General features: G+C 70.5%; 11 protein-coding genes and 1 pseudogene. 3 read left to right on the top strand and 9 right to left on the bottom strand.

Annotated elements, in window-relative coordinates; translation table 11 throughout:
• The 6 genes from I4I78_RS18495 to I4I78_RS18470 all read right to left on the bottom strand — a co-directional run.
• Nucleotides 1-602 (bottom strand): GNAT family N-acetyltransferase (locus tag I4I78_RS18495; RefSeq protein WP_218612605.1); only part of this gene is annotated, 602 nt, incomplete at its 3' end.
• 295 nt (nucleotides 603-897) lie between these two features.
• Nucleotides 898-1,458, bottom strand: coding sequence for a hypothetical protein (locus tag I4I78_RS18490; RefSeq protein WP_218612604.1), 561 nt, complete (start codon nucleotides 1,456-1,458; stop codon nucleotides 898-900).
• 300 nt (nucleotides 1,459-1,758) lie between these two features.
• Nucleotides 1,759-3,045: a multicopper oxidase family protein gene (locus I4I78_RS18485; protein ID WP_308252209.1), complete on the bottom strand. Its 1,287-nt coding sequence runs from the start codon at nucleotides 3,043-3,045 to the stop codon at nucleotides 1,759-1,761.
• 857 nt (nucleotides 3,046-3,902) lie between these two features.
• Nucleotides 3,903-4,850 carry a M56 family metallopeptidase gene (locus I4I78_RS18480; RefSeq protein ID WP_218612603.1) on the bottom strand — a complete coding sequence of 316 codons (948 nt, stop codon included), beginning with the start codon at nucleotides 4,848-4,850 and terminating at the stop codon, nucleotides 3,903-3,905.
• Nucleotides 4,851-5,192: 342 nt separating this feature from the next.
• Complete coding sequence (locus tag I4I78_RS18475; RefSeq protein WP_308252208.1) at nucleotides 5,193-6,869, bottom strand: MFS transporter; 1,677 nt, start codon at nucleotides 6,867-6,869, stop codon at nucleotides 5,193-5,195.
• Nucleotides 6,866-8,128: a PLP-dependent cysteine synthase family protein gene (locus I4I78_RS18470; RefSeq protein ID WP_226379956.1), complete on the bottom strand. Its 1,263-nt coding sequence runs from the start codon at nucleotides 8,126-8,128 to the stop codon at nucleotides 6,866-6,868. Before I4I78_RS18470 ends, I4I78_RS18475 begins: the two co-directional genes overlap by 4 nt.
• A 1,170-nt stretch (nucleotides 8,129-9,298) precedes the next feature.
• Between I4I78_RS18470 and I4I78_RS18465 the strand changes: the two genes are divergently transcribed.
• The gene (locus I4I78_RS18465; protein WP_218612601.1) at nucleotides 9,299-10,093 is read left to right on the top strand and encodes an SDR family oxidoreductase; all 795 of its coding nucleotides are present in this window, start codon (nucleotides 9,299-9,301) and stop codon (nucleotides 10,091-10,093) included.
• A 659-nt stretch (nucleotides 10,094-10,752) separates the two neighbouring features.
• Here the strand turns inward: I4I78_RS18465 and I4I78_RS34245 are convergent.
• The 3 genes and pseudogenes from I4I78_RS34245 to I4I78_RS34240 all read right to left on the bottom strand — a co-directional run bounded on the left by I4I78_RS34245 (nucleotide 10,753) and on the right by I4I78_RS34240 (nucleotide 13,072).
• Nucleotides 10,753-11,010 carry a BlaI/MecI/CopY family transcriptional regulator gene (locus I4I78_RS34245; protein WP_374225886.1) on the bottom strand — a complete coding sequence of 86 codons (258 nt, stop codon included), beginning with the start codon at nucleotides 11,008-11,010 and terminating at the stop codon, nucleotides 10,753-10,755.
• Between the two features lie 29 nt (nucleotides 11,011-11,039).
• Nucleotides 11,040-12,850: pseudogene (locus I4I78_RS18460) on the bottom strand (IS481 family transposase).
• Nucleotides 12,851-12,907: 57 nt separating this feature from the next.
• Nucleotides 12,908-13,072: a BlaI/MecI/CopY family transcriptional regulator gene (locus tag I4I78_RS34240; protein WP_226379955.1), complete on the bottom strand. Its 165-nt coding sequence runs from the start codon at nucleotides 13,070-13,072 to the stop codon at nucleotides 12,908-12,910.
• An 837-nt stretch (nucleotides 13,073-13,909) separates the two neighbouring features.
• On the opposite strand from I4I78_RS34240, the gene sbnA reads away from it, so the two are divergent.
• Together sbnA and I4I78_RS18440 are read left to right on the top strand one after the other, a co-directional pair.
• The gene (gene sbnA, locus I4I78_RS18445; RefSeq protein WP_218612597.1) at nucleotides 13,910-14,887 is read left to right on the top strand and encodes a 2,3-diaminopropionate biosynthesis protein SbnA; all 978 of its coding nucleotides are present in this window, start codon (nucleotides 13,910-13,912) and stop codon (nucleotides 14,885-14,887) included.
• 119 nt (nucleotides 14,888-15,006) lie between these two features.
• A partial coding sequence (locus I4I78_RS18440) for an MFS transporter (protein WP_218612596.1) occupies nucleotides 15,007-16,135 on the top strand: 1,129 nt, incomplete at its 3' end.

The following is a 16,135-nucleotide window of genomic DNA, read 5'->3' as shown; positions in this document are numbered from 1 at the left end:
TCGCGGGTGTCGTCCTGTGACATCGCGGTCCACCCCGTGCTCGAGTAGAACTCGCGCGCCTCCATGGAACCCTGCGACGTGACGAGCTCCACCCAGTCGACCCCCGCCGCTGCGCAGCGGGCCAGGTAGATGTCGGCGAGCCGGCGTCCGGTGCCGTCGCGGCGGGCGGCCTGCCGGACCGCGATCGCCGTCAGGTCGGCGACCGGTCCGCACACCTGTCCGGCAGGACCATGGGTGTCCGGCCGGGCCCGCTCAGCGCCCGCGCGGACGGCGGGGCGGCGGGCAAGGCGGCACAGGTAGGGCCGCAACCGGGTCCGGAGGAAGCAGGCCAGAACGCGTGGCCGTGCAGCCAGTGCGATGATCCCGCGGGTCATCAACGCCGTGCGGTGGCGGGCCAGCAGCTCGGCCCGCAACGCCTGTCGATCGGTGCTGCCGATCAGGAAGCCCACGACGCTCTCGGTGCCGTCCTGGGCTCGGCGGACGGCCACCAGGGCGACCGCGTGCGGACTGTCCAGGAACGTGTGGTGCCAGCGTTCGACAAAACGGGGCCCGAGCCGGGGGAACAGCCCGATCGGCAGGTCGGTGACCTGAAGGGCGGCCATCGCGGCCACGTCCCCCGATGTTGCGGTGCGGATGAACGGCCGATACGCCGGCACCGGAGCGGGCGCGGAGGTGGCCCCGTTCGTCGAGTGGCCGGCTGCTCGGGTGGTCTCGAGCAGGTAGGACCGAGGGCGGAGTGCGTGCATGGGTGGCTCCAGTGATGCGACCCGCAAGTCGGGGTCGGTGGACGGGGCGGCGCGAGCTCGCCACCGGCCGTCACAATCAGCCTCGAAGGGGGCGCGCCTACGCGGGCACCCGGCACCGTCCGTGGAGACGGTCAGGCGGAGCAAGATCGGATCAGGCAGCGGCGAGCGCGGCGCGCGGCGGCCCACGCCGCGACACGTCCGCCACGACGAACCGGCGCACGACCGGCGTCGCATCGACACGCATGAGCGGGGTGAACAGACCGCTCGGAGCGGGCGGACGGACCAACAAGCACACGAGCCGCGCCAGCGGGTGGACTGCCGCGACCAGCACGACCAGGCCCTGGGCGCCCGTGACCGCCGCGACGACCAGCGCCGCCAACAGCACATGGCCCACCGACACCGACGTCTCGGCGGCGTGTCCCGCAAGGGCCGGCGGCGAGGGAGGGAGCAGTTTCGTCGCCGCGTGCAGGGCGGGCTGGGCCACGAGGGCCCCGCTCAATGCGGAGAAGTAGCCGCTGTAGTTGCCCGCCAGTCGCAACCTCATCGCCGCAACAACCGCGGCGATGATCCCGATCGTCGCGCTGTGCGACGGATGCTCGCCGGCGAGCACATCCATACCGACCGCGACGCAGACCGTAACGACCGCGGCGATCGCGACCGCCGACCGCACTGGGGAGGTCGCGGCGCAAGCCATCTTGACCTCCCGTGTCACAGACAGTCCGGACCTCTGCGACCCGGATAAGGCCAGGCTAGCGCGGAGGCTCCACCCGGGACCGTCGACCGGACGAACATCGTGGTGCCCGCCCTGGATGGCGGCGTCATTGTGGTTCCGCGGACGAGGACAGCGCCTGCGAGTAGGAGCCGGCGACCGGCGGGTGCGCAACGCCGACGGCGCACCCGACCGCTCAACGACATCGCCGTACCCGAGCCTCACGAGGCTCCGGGCCGCCGTCGCCCCCAAGTCCCCCGTCGCTCAGGGTCGCGGGCGGCGGGCCGGAGTCTCCCCGATGCGTCACGTCACGTACGACACGACAGTCATCATGCCGGCCGCCTCGTGGTAGGCGAGGTGACAGTGTGTCAGCCATTGACCGGGGTTGTCGGCGTCGAAGTCGACCGTGACCGTCTGCCTCGGGAGCACGATGACGGTGTCCTTGCGGGCGCCCTCAGGACCGCCACCTGGCGCCGGATCACGCAGCGCGAACGTGTGCCCGTGCAGGTGCATCGGGTGATACATCGTGGTCTGGTTGACGAACTGCAGCCGAACCCGTTCCCCCGCGCGGACGGGAAGTGGTTCGCGCTGGTCGAACGTCCGGCCGTTGATCATCCAGATGTAGCGGGCCATATCCGTCGTGAGCACCAGCTGGTGGACCCTGTCCGGGGTGCGCTGCGCAAGGGCCACAGCCGGATCCGCGCGTAGATCGGAATAGGCCAGCAGCCGCCGCCCGAGCTCGACGGGTACCGCCGAGGCCGGCGGCGCGGCCGCGGTCCGGTTGGTCCGCACCAGGGCACGGGCCCCGCCGGACTTGCCCTCGGCCGCAGCCACCAGTGGGAACACGCCGTCGGCGAGCTCGACCACCACGTCATAGCGTTCCCCGGAGCCAAGCAAGACGCTGTCCACCGTGACCGGCGCCACCGGGAACGCGTCGGCATGGTTCACCGTCATCCGATGACCGCCCAGCGCCACCCGGAACGCGGTATCCCCGGCCGCATTGATCAGCCGGATCCGCGCCCGCTGGCCCGGCCGGGCGGTGAACACCGCAGGATCGGCCGGGATCCGGCCGTTGACCAGGTAGAAGGGATAGTCGACATCGCCGCCGTCCGCACCGACCGCCGACGGCGGGGCACCCATCTCCATCTGCATGCCGCTTTGCTTCAGCTTCGCCAGCTGCAGAGCCGGGGTCGCGCCGGCCACGCCGTCGAGCCAATCGTCGAGGACGACGATGAACTCGACATCGTAGCGACCGGGCTCGGCCGGATCATCGATCACCAGCGGTCCGAGCAGGCCGCGGTCGCGCTGCACACCATCGTGCGAGTGATACCAGTACGTCCCGGGCCGCGGCAGAGTGAACTCGTAGGTCATGGCGGCGCCGCTGGCGATCGAGGGCTGCGTGACGCCCGGAACCCCGTCCATGTCGTTGCGGATGGCCAGCCCGTGCCAGTGCACCGACGTCCCCGATTCCGACCCGTCCGCATTCCGTGTCGGCAACCGGTTCGCGACCTCGGCCCGGAACACCTCACCGGACGCACCCCGTAGCAGCGGACCGGGCACTGTGCCGCTGCCGTAGGTCCAGGTCTCCACCTCGACTCCGCCACCGAGCCCCACCCGCTGCGCGCCCGGGTTGAGCGCGAAACGACGGACCGGCGCGCCAGGTCGCGCACTGTCCGCGGCAAACCCCGCGACCTGCGGCGACCCCGGGCCCACCGCGGACTCCGCGGGCGCCCGGGTCACCCCGCACGCGGCCAGCACGCCGGTCGCGGCCACCGCCCCGGCCCCGGCCAGGAAACGCCGCCGAGACAGCGCGACCGGCACCGAATGCGGACTTTGCGGCGGCACCGACAGCGCCCGGCCAGCCGACCCGGACATCAGGTTCTCGTCTTTCACCGACACACCGGTCTCCTATCTCTTCGAGCGCGCCCCTCAGGTCGCTTCGGGGACCTCGACCCATCCACCAAGGTACCCTTACCCCCTCAGGGTATCGAGTGTCATCGGACACCAGTAGCTCCCGCGCCCACGACGTCAACGCCTTACCGATTGCATCGATCCGACAGCGGCAATCCAGCCGATCGTCGGACCCGTCCGGTCCGGCCGCCCCTCCGTTGAGGGCGATCCCATCCACCGCCGCGGTTGATAGGGCACCCCGAGGGGCCCGGGCCTACTCTTCTATCGACCAACTACGGGCTAGGATAGTAGGTAGCTGGATAGTAGCTACGGTCAGGCCGGGGACGTGCAGATGCACGGGAGCCGTGTCGGACTCGACATCGATCCGGTGCGCGGCGCGACCAACCGGGGCCATCTCCGTCACGCCGAGGCGAGGGAGTTCTTCTCGGCCATCCCATGGGTGCGCTCCCGGCACCGGGCCCGATTCTGGCCGGGGCGTGCCGGGCAAACTGCTATGCAGTCCCTACCCCTCAGTTCGCGGGCGGGTCGCGAGCTCCTCAGGCGCAGGAGATCGCGAAGAGCAAGGCCGAAAGCCCGACTCCGGCGGACAACGGCGCCGTGAGGCCGGTCGCCACGAGCACGACGCGCTCACCGAGCCGTAGGAGGCGCGGGCGTGGCCCGTTCGGATGCGCCAACCGGTCCAGCCTGCCCTCGATAGGAGATCCCGAGGATCCCGAGGCCCCGAGCGCGGCGGCCGGGGGCGCCCCTCCGCCTTGGACCGCGATCCGGAGCAGCGCCCTGTGCACCACAGGGGCTCCAGCCTGCCGCGCAGCCTCGTCGTCCGCAGCGAGCTCGATTAGTCGGCGGATCGCGCCGGGGGCCTGTCGGTACAGCGGAACCATCGGCGCCGCGGAGGCGAGGGCATCGGCGACGAGCACCTGCAGGTGGTGGCGCCCGGCCAGATGGGCCCGTTCGTGCGCCACCACGGCATCGACCTCGGAGGGGCTCAGCAGTTCTCCCACGCGGTTACTCATCACGACGGCCCGGTCCGGGCCGCCCAGGCTGAACGCCAGCGCGTCCGGGTATTCGAGCCACAGCACATCGCGCTCCCAACGCCCCGCCGGGGCGAGGAGCCGAAGCGTCGTCCGTGACCGGAGCCGGGCCGCACGGACACTGCGCCCCGCCTTCCACACGCCCCTGGTGACCACCGCGCCGATCACCAGACCGGCCACCAGTCCGGCCGCTGCATCCGAGTGCCGCGAACCGCCCAACACAGCCCAACAACCGGCCAGGAAACCGGTCAGCGGTCCGAGACGGTCGTGCGAGGGCATCACGAGAACGGCCAGGGCCGCTGCACCGCCGACCCCACTACCGACCACCACCGACCACCACAGCCATAACAGGGTCGACGGACTGATCGACGTCCGTTCCAGGCCACACAAGACCCGCGGGGCCGCGACACCGGTCAGTACGACACCCAGTAGCAGCACCACCACAGCGGTCACGACGTCCGTGCCCTCCTTCGAGCGGGTGGCCGGCCCCACGGCCCGGCAGGGCACGTGCACCGGAGCCACCCTTCGGGACCAAGGCTACCGCCCGGTGATCACCGCATCGACCTGGCCTCAGGCGCCGGACTGGGCGCCCGGCCCACCGATCGACGTGCCGCAGGACCGTCGTGGGCCGGCGGCTGGGTTCGGCGATGCATCCCGTTCACCCGAGACTCCGACGCAGCGTCGACCGCTGCCACATCTCGACCACGACGACGGCGCAATGATGGCCACCGTCAACGTCCGCGTGTGACCCGCGGGCGAACACGCATCGCTGCCGCGTCCGTGGATGCCGCTCCGCTAGCGGTCGTCCCTCGCGCCACACGCCCGGCCCATTTGCGAATGATCACGTGCGGGGTCGGCTGCGGTGACAAGTCCTGCTCTCCGCATCGTCTGCTGATCGGGTCCCGGTGAGCGGGAGGAGGCCGAAGGGGCCGGTAGGCCGGCAGCGACTGGGGTCGACCGCGGCAAGCTCCGGCCAGGTCGGGCCGCTGCGCCCGCCGCCGGCGGTGTACCTCCCGCGGCGGCGACACGGCGCAGCGGCCGGGTCTCCGACTCGCCCCACCCTCTGTCGGGCGTCCCGGAGGCGAACCAGTCAATGGGACCGGTTGCCTCCCTCGGGTCATCGCCAGTCTCCGGCCGCGCCGTCCCGTCCGCGACCGGCGTGCCGGCGGCAGCGGGGCCAGCGTCGCCCGAGAGCAGTCCGCGCCGGTACAGCGAGGCCAGCGCCACCGCCGACAGCCCTCCGACGGCCATCAGGGCCGCCCACGGCGCGGCGGGGAGTCCGGCCGAGCGGGCGAGGTCCATCGCCCATCCGGTGCCGAGGTTGCCCAGCAGGATCCCGACACCGCACACCGTGTTGTAGAAGCCGTAGTGGGTCGCCACCAGCCGCTCACGCGAGAGCGCCACAATGGTGTCCATCTCGAACGGGAAGACGATGGCCGTCCCCAGGGCCAGCACGGCCGTGCTGGCCAGCAAGGCGGTGATCGCAACGACGACGCCGGGCAGCGACCCGACCAACCGCGGCGCGAGCATGCTCGCGAGATCGGCGAGCAGCAGCGGCAAGAACGCCGCGGCGAGGACCGCGAGCCCGCGGCTCAGCGACCGATCCGGACCCCACCGCGCACGGCACCAGGCCGTCACCCGCATCTGCGCGGCGATAGTCACCCCACCCGACACCGCGAACACCGCCGCGACGACGATGGTCGACCCCGATCCGTCGGCGATGATCGTCCGCGCCTGCAGTGGAAGGGCCAGATACACCTGGTAGGTGAGGACGTAGGAGCCGATCATCGCCAGCGAGAACGGCAGGAATCCCCGAGTCGAGGCGACCTCGCGCCACTGCCCCAACATCGACTCCCGCGGCGGCGCGAGACCGGTTCCCGGCGCAGCGTCCGGCTCCCCACGCCGTGCCGGCAGGGCACGCACCTGCAGGACGGTGAGCACCGCGAACACCCCGGCGGCGACGAGGCAGGTGACCGAGAAGTCGATTCCGGTCAGGGCCAGGCCGATCAGCGGCCCGACCAGGATCCCGGTCTGATAGAACACGCTGAACAGGGCGAACGCCTCGACCCGTCGCTCACCGGCGTCGCGTGCCAGGTAGGCCCGCACCGCCGGGTTGAACAGCGCTCCGGCGAAGCCCGTCGCCGCGGAGGCGATGATCAACGTGGGCACGTTGTCCACGATGCCCAGAAGCACGAACCCACCGGTACGCAGCGCACAGCCGGCGACGATCAACGGTTTGTAGCCGAACCGGTCGGCCAGGCTGCCACCGAGCAGGAACATCCCCTGCTGGGAGAAGTTCCGCACCCCGAGGATCAACCCGACCAGCAAGATCGACAGGCCGAGTCCCTGGGACAGGTGGTCGGCGAGGTACGGGATCAGCATGTAGAAGCCGAGGTTGATCGTGAGCTGGTTGAGCAGCAGCAGCTGCACCGACCGCGGGAACGACCCGTACTGCCTCAGGATGTGCCTCACCGCCCCGGCTCCCGGCACCGGTTGGCACGCGGGTCCACGACCGTGGCGCACCTGGTCCATCGCTCGACATCGCGCGCTCCCGGGTCGGCGAGCTCGTCGGGCTCGCCGTGCGGACGCAATCCGAGGATGCCGTGGGCCTGGCAGAACTCGTCGTTGTAGACGGTGTCGAAGTAGCGCTGCGGACCGTCCGGGAACACCGCGGCGATCCTGGTATCCGCCGGCAACACGCGGGCGAGCCACCCGGCGACCAGCCCGACCGCTCCCACACTCCATCCGCCGCTGGCATAGCTCGCCGCGGCCATCGCCCGGCAGGCCCACACGGCCTCGGCCGGCGCCACCCAGTGGACCTCGTCGAAAATCTGGTAGTCGACATTGCGTGGGTAGATGCTCGATCCGAGCCCGCGCATCAAGCGCGGGCCCGCGCTCTGCCCGAAGATCGTCGATCCGATGGTGTCGACCCCCACCACGCGCAGCTGCGGGTAGTACCGCCGCAGGCCTCGGGAGATCCCGGCCGAATGGCCGCCGGTGCCCACCGAGCAGACCAGGACGTCGATCTCCCCGAGTTGGTCTCGCAGCTCCTCGGCCAGAGGCTGGTAGGCCTCGACGTTGTCCGGGTTGTTGTACTGGTCCGGGCACCACGCGCCGGGCTCGGCGTCGAGCAAGCCACTGACGCGCTCCCGGCGGGCCTGCTGCCAGCCGCCCTGGTCCGCGGGCCGCTCGACCGTCTCCACGTCCGCTCCGTAGGCGCTCAGGAGGCGACGCATCAACGGTTCCATCCCGGGGTCGCCGACCAGCGTCACCGGGTGCCGGTAGGCGATCCCGGCCAGGGCGAGACCCAACCCCAAGGTCCCGCTGGTCGACTCGACGATCCTGTGTCCGGGCTTCAGATCGCCGCGCTCACGGGCACGACGGACCATGTGCAGGGCGGGACGGTCCTTGATCCCACCCGGGTTGGAGCCTTCGAGCTTGGCCCAGAAGCCGCGCCCGCCGGCGGCGAAGGGCTCATCCATCCACACCACCGGCGTGTTACCGACCACTTCGCTGAGCCGCGGGAATCTATGACGGTTGACTGCGGCGCCGTTCGGCGCATCCAGTCCGAGTGCGGAAGTCATGCAGACCTCTTCATGAGTGCGCGGCGCAGGGGGCCGCGCTCGGGGAGCGATGGCAGGCGTCGACGGCGGCCACGAAGGGGCCGCCGGGCCTGTCACGTCCGCGAGATCTGCGCCAGAACGAGCAGCGCCCGACCGGATAGTCGCCATGCCGGAGCCGCGTCCTCCCGGTCCCACGTGTGAGACGCGCCGTCGACCGGTCGCTCGGGCTCCCACCAACCCCATGGCATGGGTCGATCAGCCGCCGAGGCGGGGCGGTCCTGAACCCGATGCGCGGTCGCCACAGCACCCGTCGACGAGGAGTCATGGCAGGTCTCGCCATGCTGATCGATCTGAACGGATGCGATCACACCCGACGACGACCGTGCCTCCGCGTGCCCCTCGGGGGTGCAGCTGACACCGGACAACGCCACCGAGGATACGAGAACCAGCAGAAGGGCGGCCAGCCTGAACACGCCCGGCTTTGCTGCTCCGGGCCTGGCCTTGCCCTCCCACCTCGTACGCACAGTAATCGGACGGTATCAGTCCGTCACAGGAGTGCTCACGGGAACCTACTATCGGGAGCCGTAGACATCTACTATCGTGCTACCGAGATCGCGGGGAACGTGAAGGGGGCGACCATGACGGGCAGGAACGTCGGCATCGCCACCGCTCCAGCCCTCTACGCGCATCACCCCCGACCGGCATCGACGGGGTCGAGCGGAAGTCACGGCCCGCCGAACCGGCGACTGCTGCGGCGAGGTGTTCGCGCAGGGCCATGGAGCGCCGTCCCGGGCGGAGTGCCGACGGATGCCGTACCGCCCCCGGGGCATCCCGCATGACGCCGGCGAGTTGGTGGGCCTATCCGATTCTCGCGGCCACAGCCCTCGTGACGGCCGCCGGGCCAACCGCGCGGCGTCGGCGCCGCGACCCTCGGGGTCGGATGCTCGTGGCCGGGCCGTCCGGCCTCCTATCGGTGGGGGCTCGACGCGCAACGCGCCCACCGTCGAGTCACTCGGAGCCTTCGGGATGATGACACACCGGACTCCGGCGCAGTCCTCCTGGCCGTACCTGCCCTCATATTCGCCGCGACCGCGCGACGCCGTCGCTGCGCCGACGCCGACGTACTGACCGGAACGGATCACAGACCGTGGTCGGGACATCCCAGACCATGAGAAGACCGAACGCGAAGAAGAATATGACGCGCATCACGACTGTATCAACGTCAGTTCACCCGGGCGCAGGGATGCGGGCCGGAACCACTCTCCAGGAACCCAGGGAAGAGGGCCACTGAACCCGTTTCTCAGCGATCCTTCAACTAGTAAGGAATATGCTCGGAACATGCCTACAGCAATGATCACCGGTGGATCCGCTGGCCTCGGAGAGGCGTACGCGAACCACCTCGCCGACCGGGGTTTCGACCTCATCCTGGTCGCGCGCGACCAGGAGCGCCTGGCGGTCGTGGCTGAAGGGATCGGTCGTCGCACCGGTGTGATCGTCGAGATCATCGGAGCCGACCTGACCGACGCACGCCAGCGCGCAGTGGTCGAGCGCCGCGTCGCCGATCCTGAGCGGCCGGTAAATCTGCTGGTCAACAACGCGGGCGTCGAGTGCCACGACCGCTTCGACCGTGCCCCGCTCAGCGATCTGACCTACGAGGTCGACCTCAACATCGTCGCGGTGATGTGCCTGACGCGGGCGGCTCTGCCCGCGATGATGAGCCGCGGGAACGGAGACGTCGTCAATGTGGCCAGCTTTTCAGGCTATCTGCCGGCGAGCGGGTCGGCCTACTCTGCGACCAAGGCGTGGGTCATGGCATTCACCGACACCGTCTCGGCGTCACTGTCCGGGACCTCGGTCCGGGTTGTCGCCGTCTGCGCGGGTCGCATTCTCGCCCGTCAAGACACGACGACCGACGATGCCGAGAATCGTCGCCGATCGCCACTGTGGCTCGACCCCTCGGCCGTGGTCAAACGGTCGATGGCAGATCTACAGAAGGGCCGCGTATTATCCACTCCCGGCTGGATCTACCGTATGGTGGTCACTTATCTCGAAGCGCCCCGACGATCCCTGAGGCTCTTCGCGAAGGCGGCCGGGAAGGGCCGCGAGCGGCTGTCGTCGGATCCTGAAGCCTGACGGTGAGAACACGCCGAACTATCCGGGTCTCTTCTCGAGGTCCGTTGACAGCGGCACCTGAAGCTCCCGGGATCGGCCGCGCGAGCAGTGGCTCTCGTGCTCTCGACCAGTCCTCGCCCGAGCAGAGCCCGCCCGGTCGTGAGAGATCCTTGCCCGGCCTGGGGCGATCCGGTCGGGCCGACTCAGACGAGTTCGAGAGGAGCGGGCTCATGCCACCCGAGTCGAACCGCGCAGGCGGCGCTGAATCCGCGTGTGGGCGGCGCCGATCGAGGCCGGCAGCTCCCGCCTGGCGTGCCCGCGGGGGGCCGCAGCGCGGGCCAGCTACACCAGTCGCAGCGAGCAACCCGACCGGCCGAGGCCAACGAGTGCCTCCGGCGAGGCTGCGAGGTGCTGGCCGACCGTATCGACGAGATCCCGGTCGGTCTTCGCAGTAGCTCCTCGGCGATGATCTTCATCGGGTCGGGCATCGTCGGGCCATCCGCAAACTGTCCGGGGTCAAGAACGTCACCGTGCACCGGTCGCCCTCTCGTCCGCGGACGTCTCCGGCCCGTGTCACCAGAGCTGCGATCCTCACCAACTCGGATGAGGCGGACTACGCCGTCGCCGAATCCGGCCCCCGGGGGCCGGACGGGTCTCGCGGCCGCGCGATCCCGACGGACCTACCGGGCCGGCCGAGCGCTACCCCGGGCGTCAGCACCCGGGCCGTCGCAATCGGGCTCCGACGACGGGGCCGGCTCAACCAGGGCTCCCTTGAGCCGATCCCTCATGTCTTCAGACAAGCCGCCCGCGAACCGGAGCAGGACCAGCTCGGTATCCCCTCCGCGGGACATCGCGTCCTGCATCATCTGAGCGGCGGACTCCGCCCGGGTCATCACCGCCCTGTAGCGGTGGGCCCGGCCGTCAATGTGTGGTCTCAGGTGACGCTTGACTGAACGTCGTCAGCTGATCATTGACCGGCGTGGCCCTTATGGATGCCGGCTCCGGTGATGTGTAGGCGGGTGATGGGGGCGAGGCTGCGTCGGGGCCGGACGGCGATCTCTTCGCCGTGGTGCAGGACGCGGAAATGGGTGTCCTCGACGATGACCGTGACGAGCTTGCCGGCGTGACGTGGGCCGAGCTTGATCCGCTGGCGGGCGACCATGATCCTGCCGCTGGCGTGGACCTTCCGTTGGGCCTGAAGAGATCCTGCGGGAAGCGGTGGTGGCGGGAGTCGTCTGGCGGCTTGGCGGGCGCCGTGCAGGGCGGGGAGCTTCGCCGCCGGGATCGGGCAGGGCCAGGTCCCGACGAGGGCGTTGTCGACGATGGCGTGCATGAGGTGACCGTCGAGGCGCAGCGTGATGCGACGCCCGCCGTAGGCGAACCCGACCAGGTGTTTGGTCCCGTCCAGGGCGATCTTCCCGTCCTTGTTCACCGCCCGTTCGAGCTCGATCGCCGCGCCCGCGGTCAGACCGGCGTTCGCGCCGCCGGTTCGTCGTAGGGCGGCGGGTGCGGGTGGCGGTCCCGCGGGGCGGGCGCCGCGCATGCTCAGATGCCGTAGGTCATCGGGGCTCAGCCGGGAGCCGACGGTGCGCAGCACCTCGCCGTCGAGGATGAGGTGGACGCTTCGCTGGTCGGCCCAGATCGTGATCGTCTGCCCGGCCAGGCCGCGCGGGACCGACACGCTCTGACGTCCGGTGCGGATGGTGATCTGCGCGCCGGGAGGCACTCGGGCCTCGAACTCGATCGCTGCGCCCTCACGTTCCTCGTGCCACCACGGCTCACTCACCGACCCTGGTCTCGCAGCCGACACGACGGCGACCGTCTCGGGTGCGGAGGGCTCGAGCGCGGCCACGTCGAGTCGGGAGGGCCCGTTGGGCCGGAACAGGGCGGCCGGGACAGCCATGTCGATCGCCTGGTGGGGCCGGTGCTCGTTGTAGCCGGCCACCCAGCCCTCGACCGCCCGCTGGGCCGCGGCCGCGGACTCGAAGGGTGCGACGTGATCGAGGAACTCGGTGCGCAGCGTCTTGTGGAAGCGCTCGATCTTCCCGGTCGTGGTGGGCGAGCGTGGTTTCGTCAGCCGCGCGGTGATCCCGTTCTCCCGGCAGACCCGCTCGAAGAGCACCTCGACCGGCTGCGGGCGGGTGTGACGGCCGGTGAACTGCTTGCCGTTGTCGGTCAGCACCTCCGAGGGCACCCCGTAGCGGCGCATCGCCGCGGTGAACGCCTCGCAGACCACCCGCCCGACGGCACCACCAACACCGCGGCGACCACCACGAACCTCGAGTGGTCGTCGATGCCGGTCAACAGCTTGCACGAGCGGCCATCCGCAAGCGGGACTCCACCGACGATGTCGAGCTGCCACAGGTGCATCGGCTCGGCGCGTTCCCACCGCCGGTAGACACGCTTGTGTTCCTGGACCTGCGTGGCGACCAGGCCGTTGCGCACCAGGATCCGGTGCACGCTCGCCCGCGACGGCGCCGCGACCTCATCGGCGCGCGCGAGCTCGTGGCTGATCCGTCGCGCACCCCACCTCGGGTGACGGCGGCGCAGCTCGCAGACCAGTGCCTCGACCTCGGCAGCGATCCGAGTCGGGCTGTGGTGCGGACGATGGGAACGATCGACCAACCCGGGCATGCCCTCCGCCCGGAAGCACCGCCTCCAGCTGTCCACCGACTGCCGCGACGTCCCGAACCTCGCCGCCACCTCACCGATCGGTGAGCCACCGAGCACCTCGCTCACCGCCCGGTAGCGGTACTCAGCCAGAGCCTCTTGATCCACAAAAGAAGACGATCATGAGCCTGGGTTGTGGGTCAAGGATCAGTTGAGGACGTTCGGTCAAGTATCACCTGAGTCCTCACAACGACACCGACCCTCGGGCATACGGGAGAGATATCCCTTGTCGCGGAGGTTCCCCATCGTCGACAACACCGTGGTGTAGGCGAGATCACGCTGCTCACTCAGACCAGCGAGAACCTCGCGCACCGTACCGGAGCCTCCCATGGACCAGAGCTGGGTCCATGACCACGCCCTCCAGCCTTCCGAGGGATCGCACCTGCTCACCTCCCGGCCACGGTGACACTACTGTCGCCCGGCTACGCGGCCCTGCCGGTTCACGCCCTCGCATCGACGTCCCGACCGGGATAGTAGACACGGTAGGTCCGCCGGGACAACGAGAGCTGGCCCGACGTCGTTGGACGCCGGCCAAAACCGTTGTGCCACGCCAGCCCGGCACTGCGCGCACCTACCGACAGGACGGGCGGACCTGGGAGAACGTCCGCTGGCCACCTATCCGCATCCGGCTACCCCACCCCCATCTACTACCGACCGTAGTAGTGATCGGTACGCTCGCATCATGAGCAATCCAGACGAACGCAGCGTGAGCGAGTGTGGGCGGGGCCGACACGGTGGCCCCCTCGCAGTCGTGGCCGTCGCAGCGGATGTGAGCGGGACACCCCGGACCCGGTAAGGCGGGGTGAGGCCATCGAGTGGCGCCGCTCTGCGGACATCCCGGGCAATGTCGTCCCGGAGGCTGATGGTCCAGCGACCAACCTGTGGCGCCGTACCCGGCGCTCACTTGTCCGGCACTACGGATCTTGCCCGACACCACCGTTGGTCCGGCCGCGTCACGCGCCGCCCCAGAACTCGCCGGGCGTACTCGCCCTCGGGTCGAGCCCTCCTCGCACCCGCCCCCGGTCCGCGGTCCGTCACCAGGGCACGCCAATCATCCGAATTCACACCGACCGTTCGCGACCACAGCTGTTCGTGCACGGCGTCTCGTTTCGCCGACCCCCAGCACACCAACCGTGGCGGGCACCCGAGCCCCCGCGAAGGAGCAGCATGATCTACGACTCCGTCGTCGACACCGTGGGCCATACCCCGCTGGTGCGGCTAAGTAAGTGCTTCGCCGATCACCCGGTCGAGGTCCTGGCCAAGCTGGAGATGCTCAACCCGGGCGGCAGCATGAAGGACCGCCCGGCGCGCTACATCGTCGAGCAGGGATTGGCCGAAGGCACCCTGGTCCCCGGAATGCGCCTGGTGGAGAGCACCTCGGGCAACCTGGGGGTGGCGTTGGCGATCATCGCCCGCCGCCACGGAATGACGTTCACTGCGGTGGTCGACCCGAACACCACCAAGGCCAACCTGCAGCTGCTGGCCACCTGCGGCGCCGAGGTCGACTTGGTCACCGAACCCGACCAGGGCGGCGGGTACCTGCACACGCGGGTCCGACGAGCCCGCGAGATCGCCGAGCGCAGTCCTGGCACCGTGTGGGTCAACCAGTACGCCAACGACCGCAACTGGCGCGCCTACTACGAGACCGCCGGTCGGGAGATCCTCGACGACGTCGACGGTCCGATCGACCACCTGGTCGCGGCTGTGTCGACGACCGGTTCCATCCAAGGCATCGCGCGGCGGCTGCGCGAGCGCCATCCCGGGTTGCGGGTGAGCGCCGTCGACGCCGTCGGCTCGGTGATCTTCGGGGGCGCGCCCGGGCGCCGGCGCCTCCCGGGGTTCGGCGCAAGCCGGGTCCCCGAGCTGCTCAATCCCGCCGAGATCGACGAGGTCGTCGCCGTGCACGACTTGGACTCGGTGCTGGGCGCCCGCCGCCTGGCCGACACCGAAGGCATCCTCGGTGGTGGGTCCACCGGCGCGGTGATCGCCGCTCTCGGCCGGCTGGTGCCCACCTTCGCGCCCGGCGAGCGAGTGGTCACGGTGCTGCCCGATCGCGGTGACCGCTACCTCGACACCGTCTACGACGACGCCTGGGTGATGACCCTGCTCGAGGAACAGGAAGTGTCGCTCTCGGAGGTCTCGTGATCGGCTCCCCGGCGACCCGTCTCCCAAGCGCTCACCCCCCGGCCGGCCACACCCGTGGGGACCCGACCGGCCGGGGTCGGCACCGGGCGCCGCCCGCAGACGGACGGCACAACCTGGCGTTGCTGTGGGCCGGGCAGTTCGTCAACACCGCCGGGCTGATGATGCTCGTCCCGATCATGCCCTTCTACATCGAACGGATGGGTCCACGCGATGCCGGGGCCGTGGCCACCTGGGCCGGGGTGGCCATCGCCGCCCCGGCGCTGGCCCTGGTGATCGCTACGCCGCTGTGGGGCAGACTCGGCGACCGCGTCGGGCGCAAGTGGATGGTGGTGCGCGCCCTCGTCGGGCTGGCCGCCTCGATGGCGGTGATGGCCACCGCCGCCACCCCGCTGGCGCTGGTCGCCGGGCGGCTGTTGCAGGGCACGCTCGGCGGGGTTGTCGAGGCCGCCGCCGGGTTCGCCAGCACCACCGGGGAGAAGGGCAAGAAGGGTGCGGCGCTGGGCAAGTCGTTCAGTGCCACCGCCGCCGGATCGCTGGTCGGGCCGCTGGCCGGCGGAGCCCTGGTCGGGACAGGCGGGCTCAGCGCCCTGATGCTGGTCATCGGCGGGCTCGCCGCGGTGGTCGCCGCGCTGTGCGCGATCGGCCTGCGGGAACCACCCCGCGTCCACCCCGCACCCCGCTCCGACCGATGCCCGGCCTCACCCGGGCCCGGGTCGGGGCGACGCAGCCGGCATCTCCCCGTAGCGCTGCCGCTCGCGGTGGCCGCCGCCGGGGCCTACTTGGGGGTGTACGGCCTAATCCCGATCTTCGCCGACTACGCCCGAGGGCTTGTCGCCGAGCCTGGCTCGGCCGGGATCTGGGTCGGGATCGCCCAATCGATCACCTGGGGCGCGACTCTGATCGGGTCACCGTTGTGGGGCCGCTACAACGACCGCGTCGGGCGCCCGGTGCAGACCTTCGCCATCGCCGCCCTCGGATGCGGGATCGCCATCGCCGCCCAGGCCCTGCCCGTGGGTCTCGCCGGAATCCTCGTCCTGCGGATCCTGCAGGGGGTCTGCTTCGCCGCACTGGCCCAATCGTTGTTCCTCCACGCCAGCCAGATCGCCTCCCCCGAGCGCGCCGGGGGCGCGGTCGGCTCGGCCAACAGCTTCCTGCTCGCCGGGCAGTCCATCGGCCCCCTGCTCGCCGGGCCCCTAACTGGCCTGCTGCCCGCCACCGTCACCATCGCCCTGCTGGGCGGATCGTGCC

Origin of the sequence: Pseudonocardia sp. KRD291 (assembly GCF_019263595.1) — a bacterium.
Classification (GTDB): domain Bacteria; phylum Actinomycetota; class Actinomycetes; order Mycobacteriales; family Pseudonocardiaceae; genus Pseudonocardia.
Note: the sequence above shows the minus strand (reverse complement) of the source record. Positions and strands in the feature narration are given on the sequence as shown.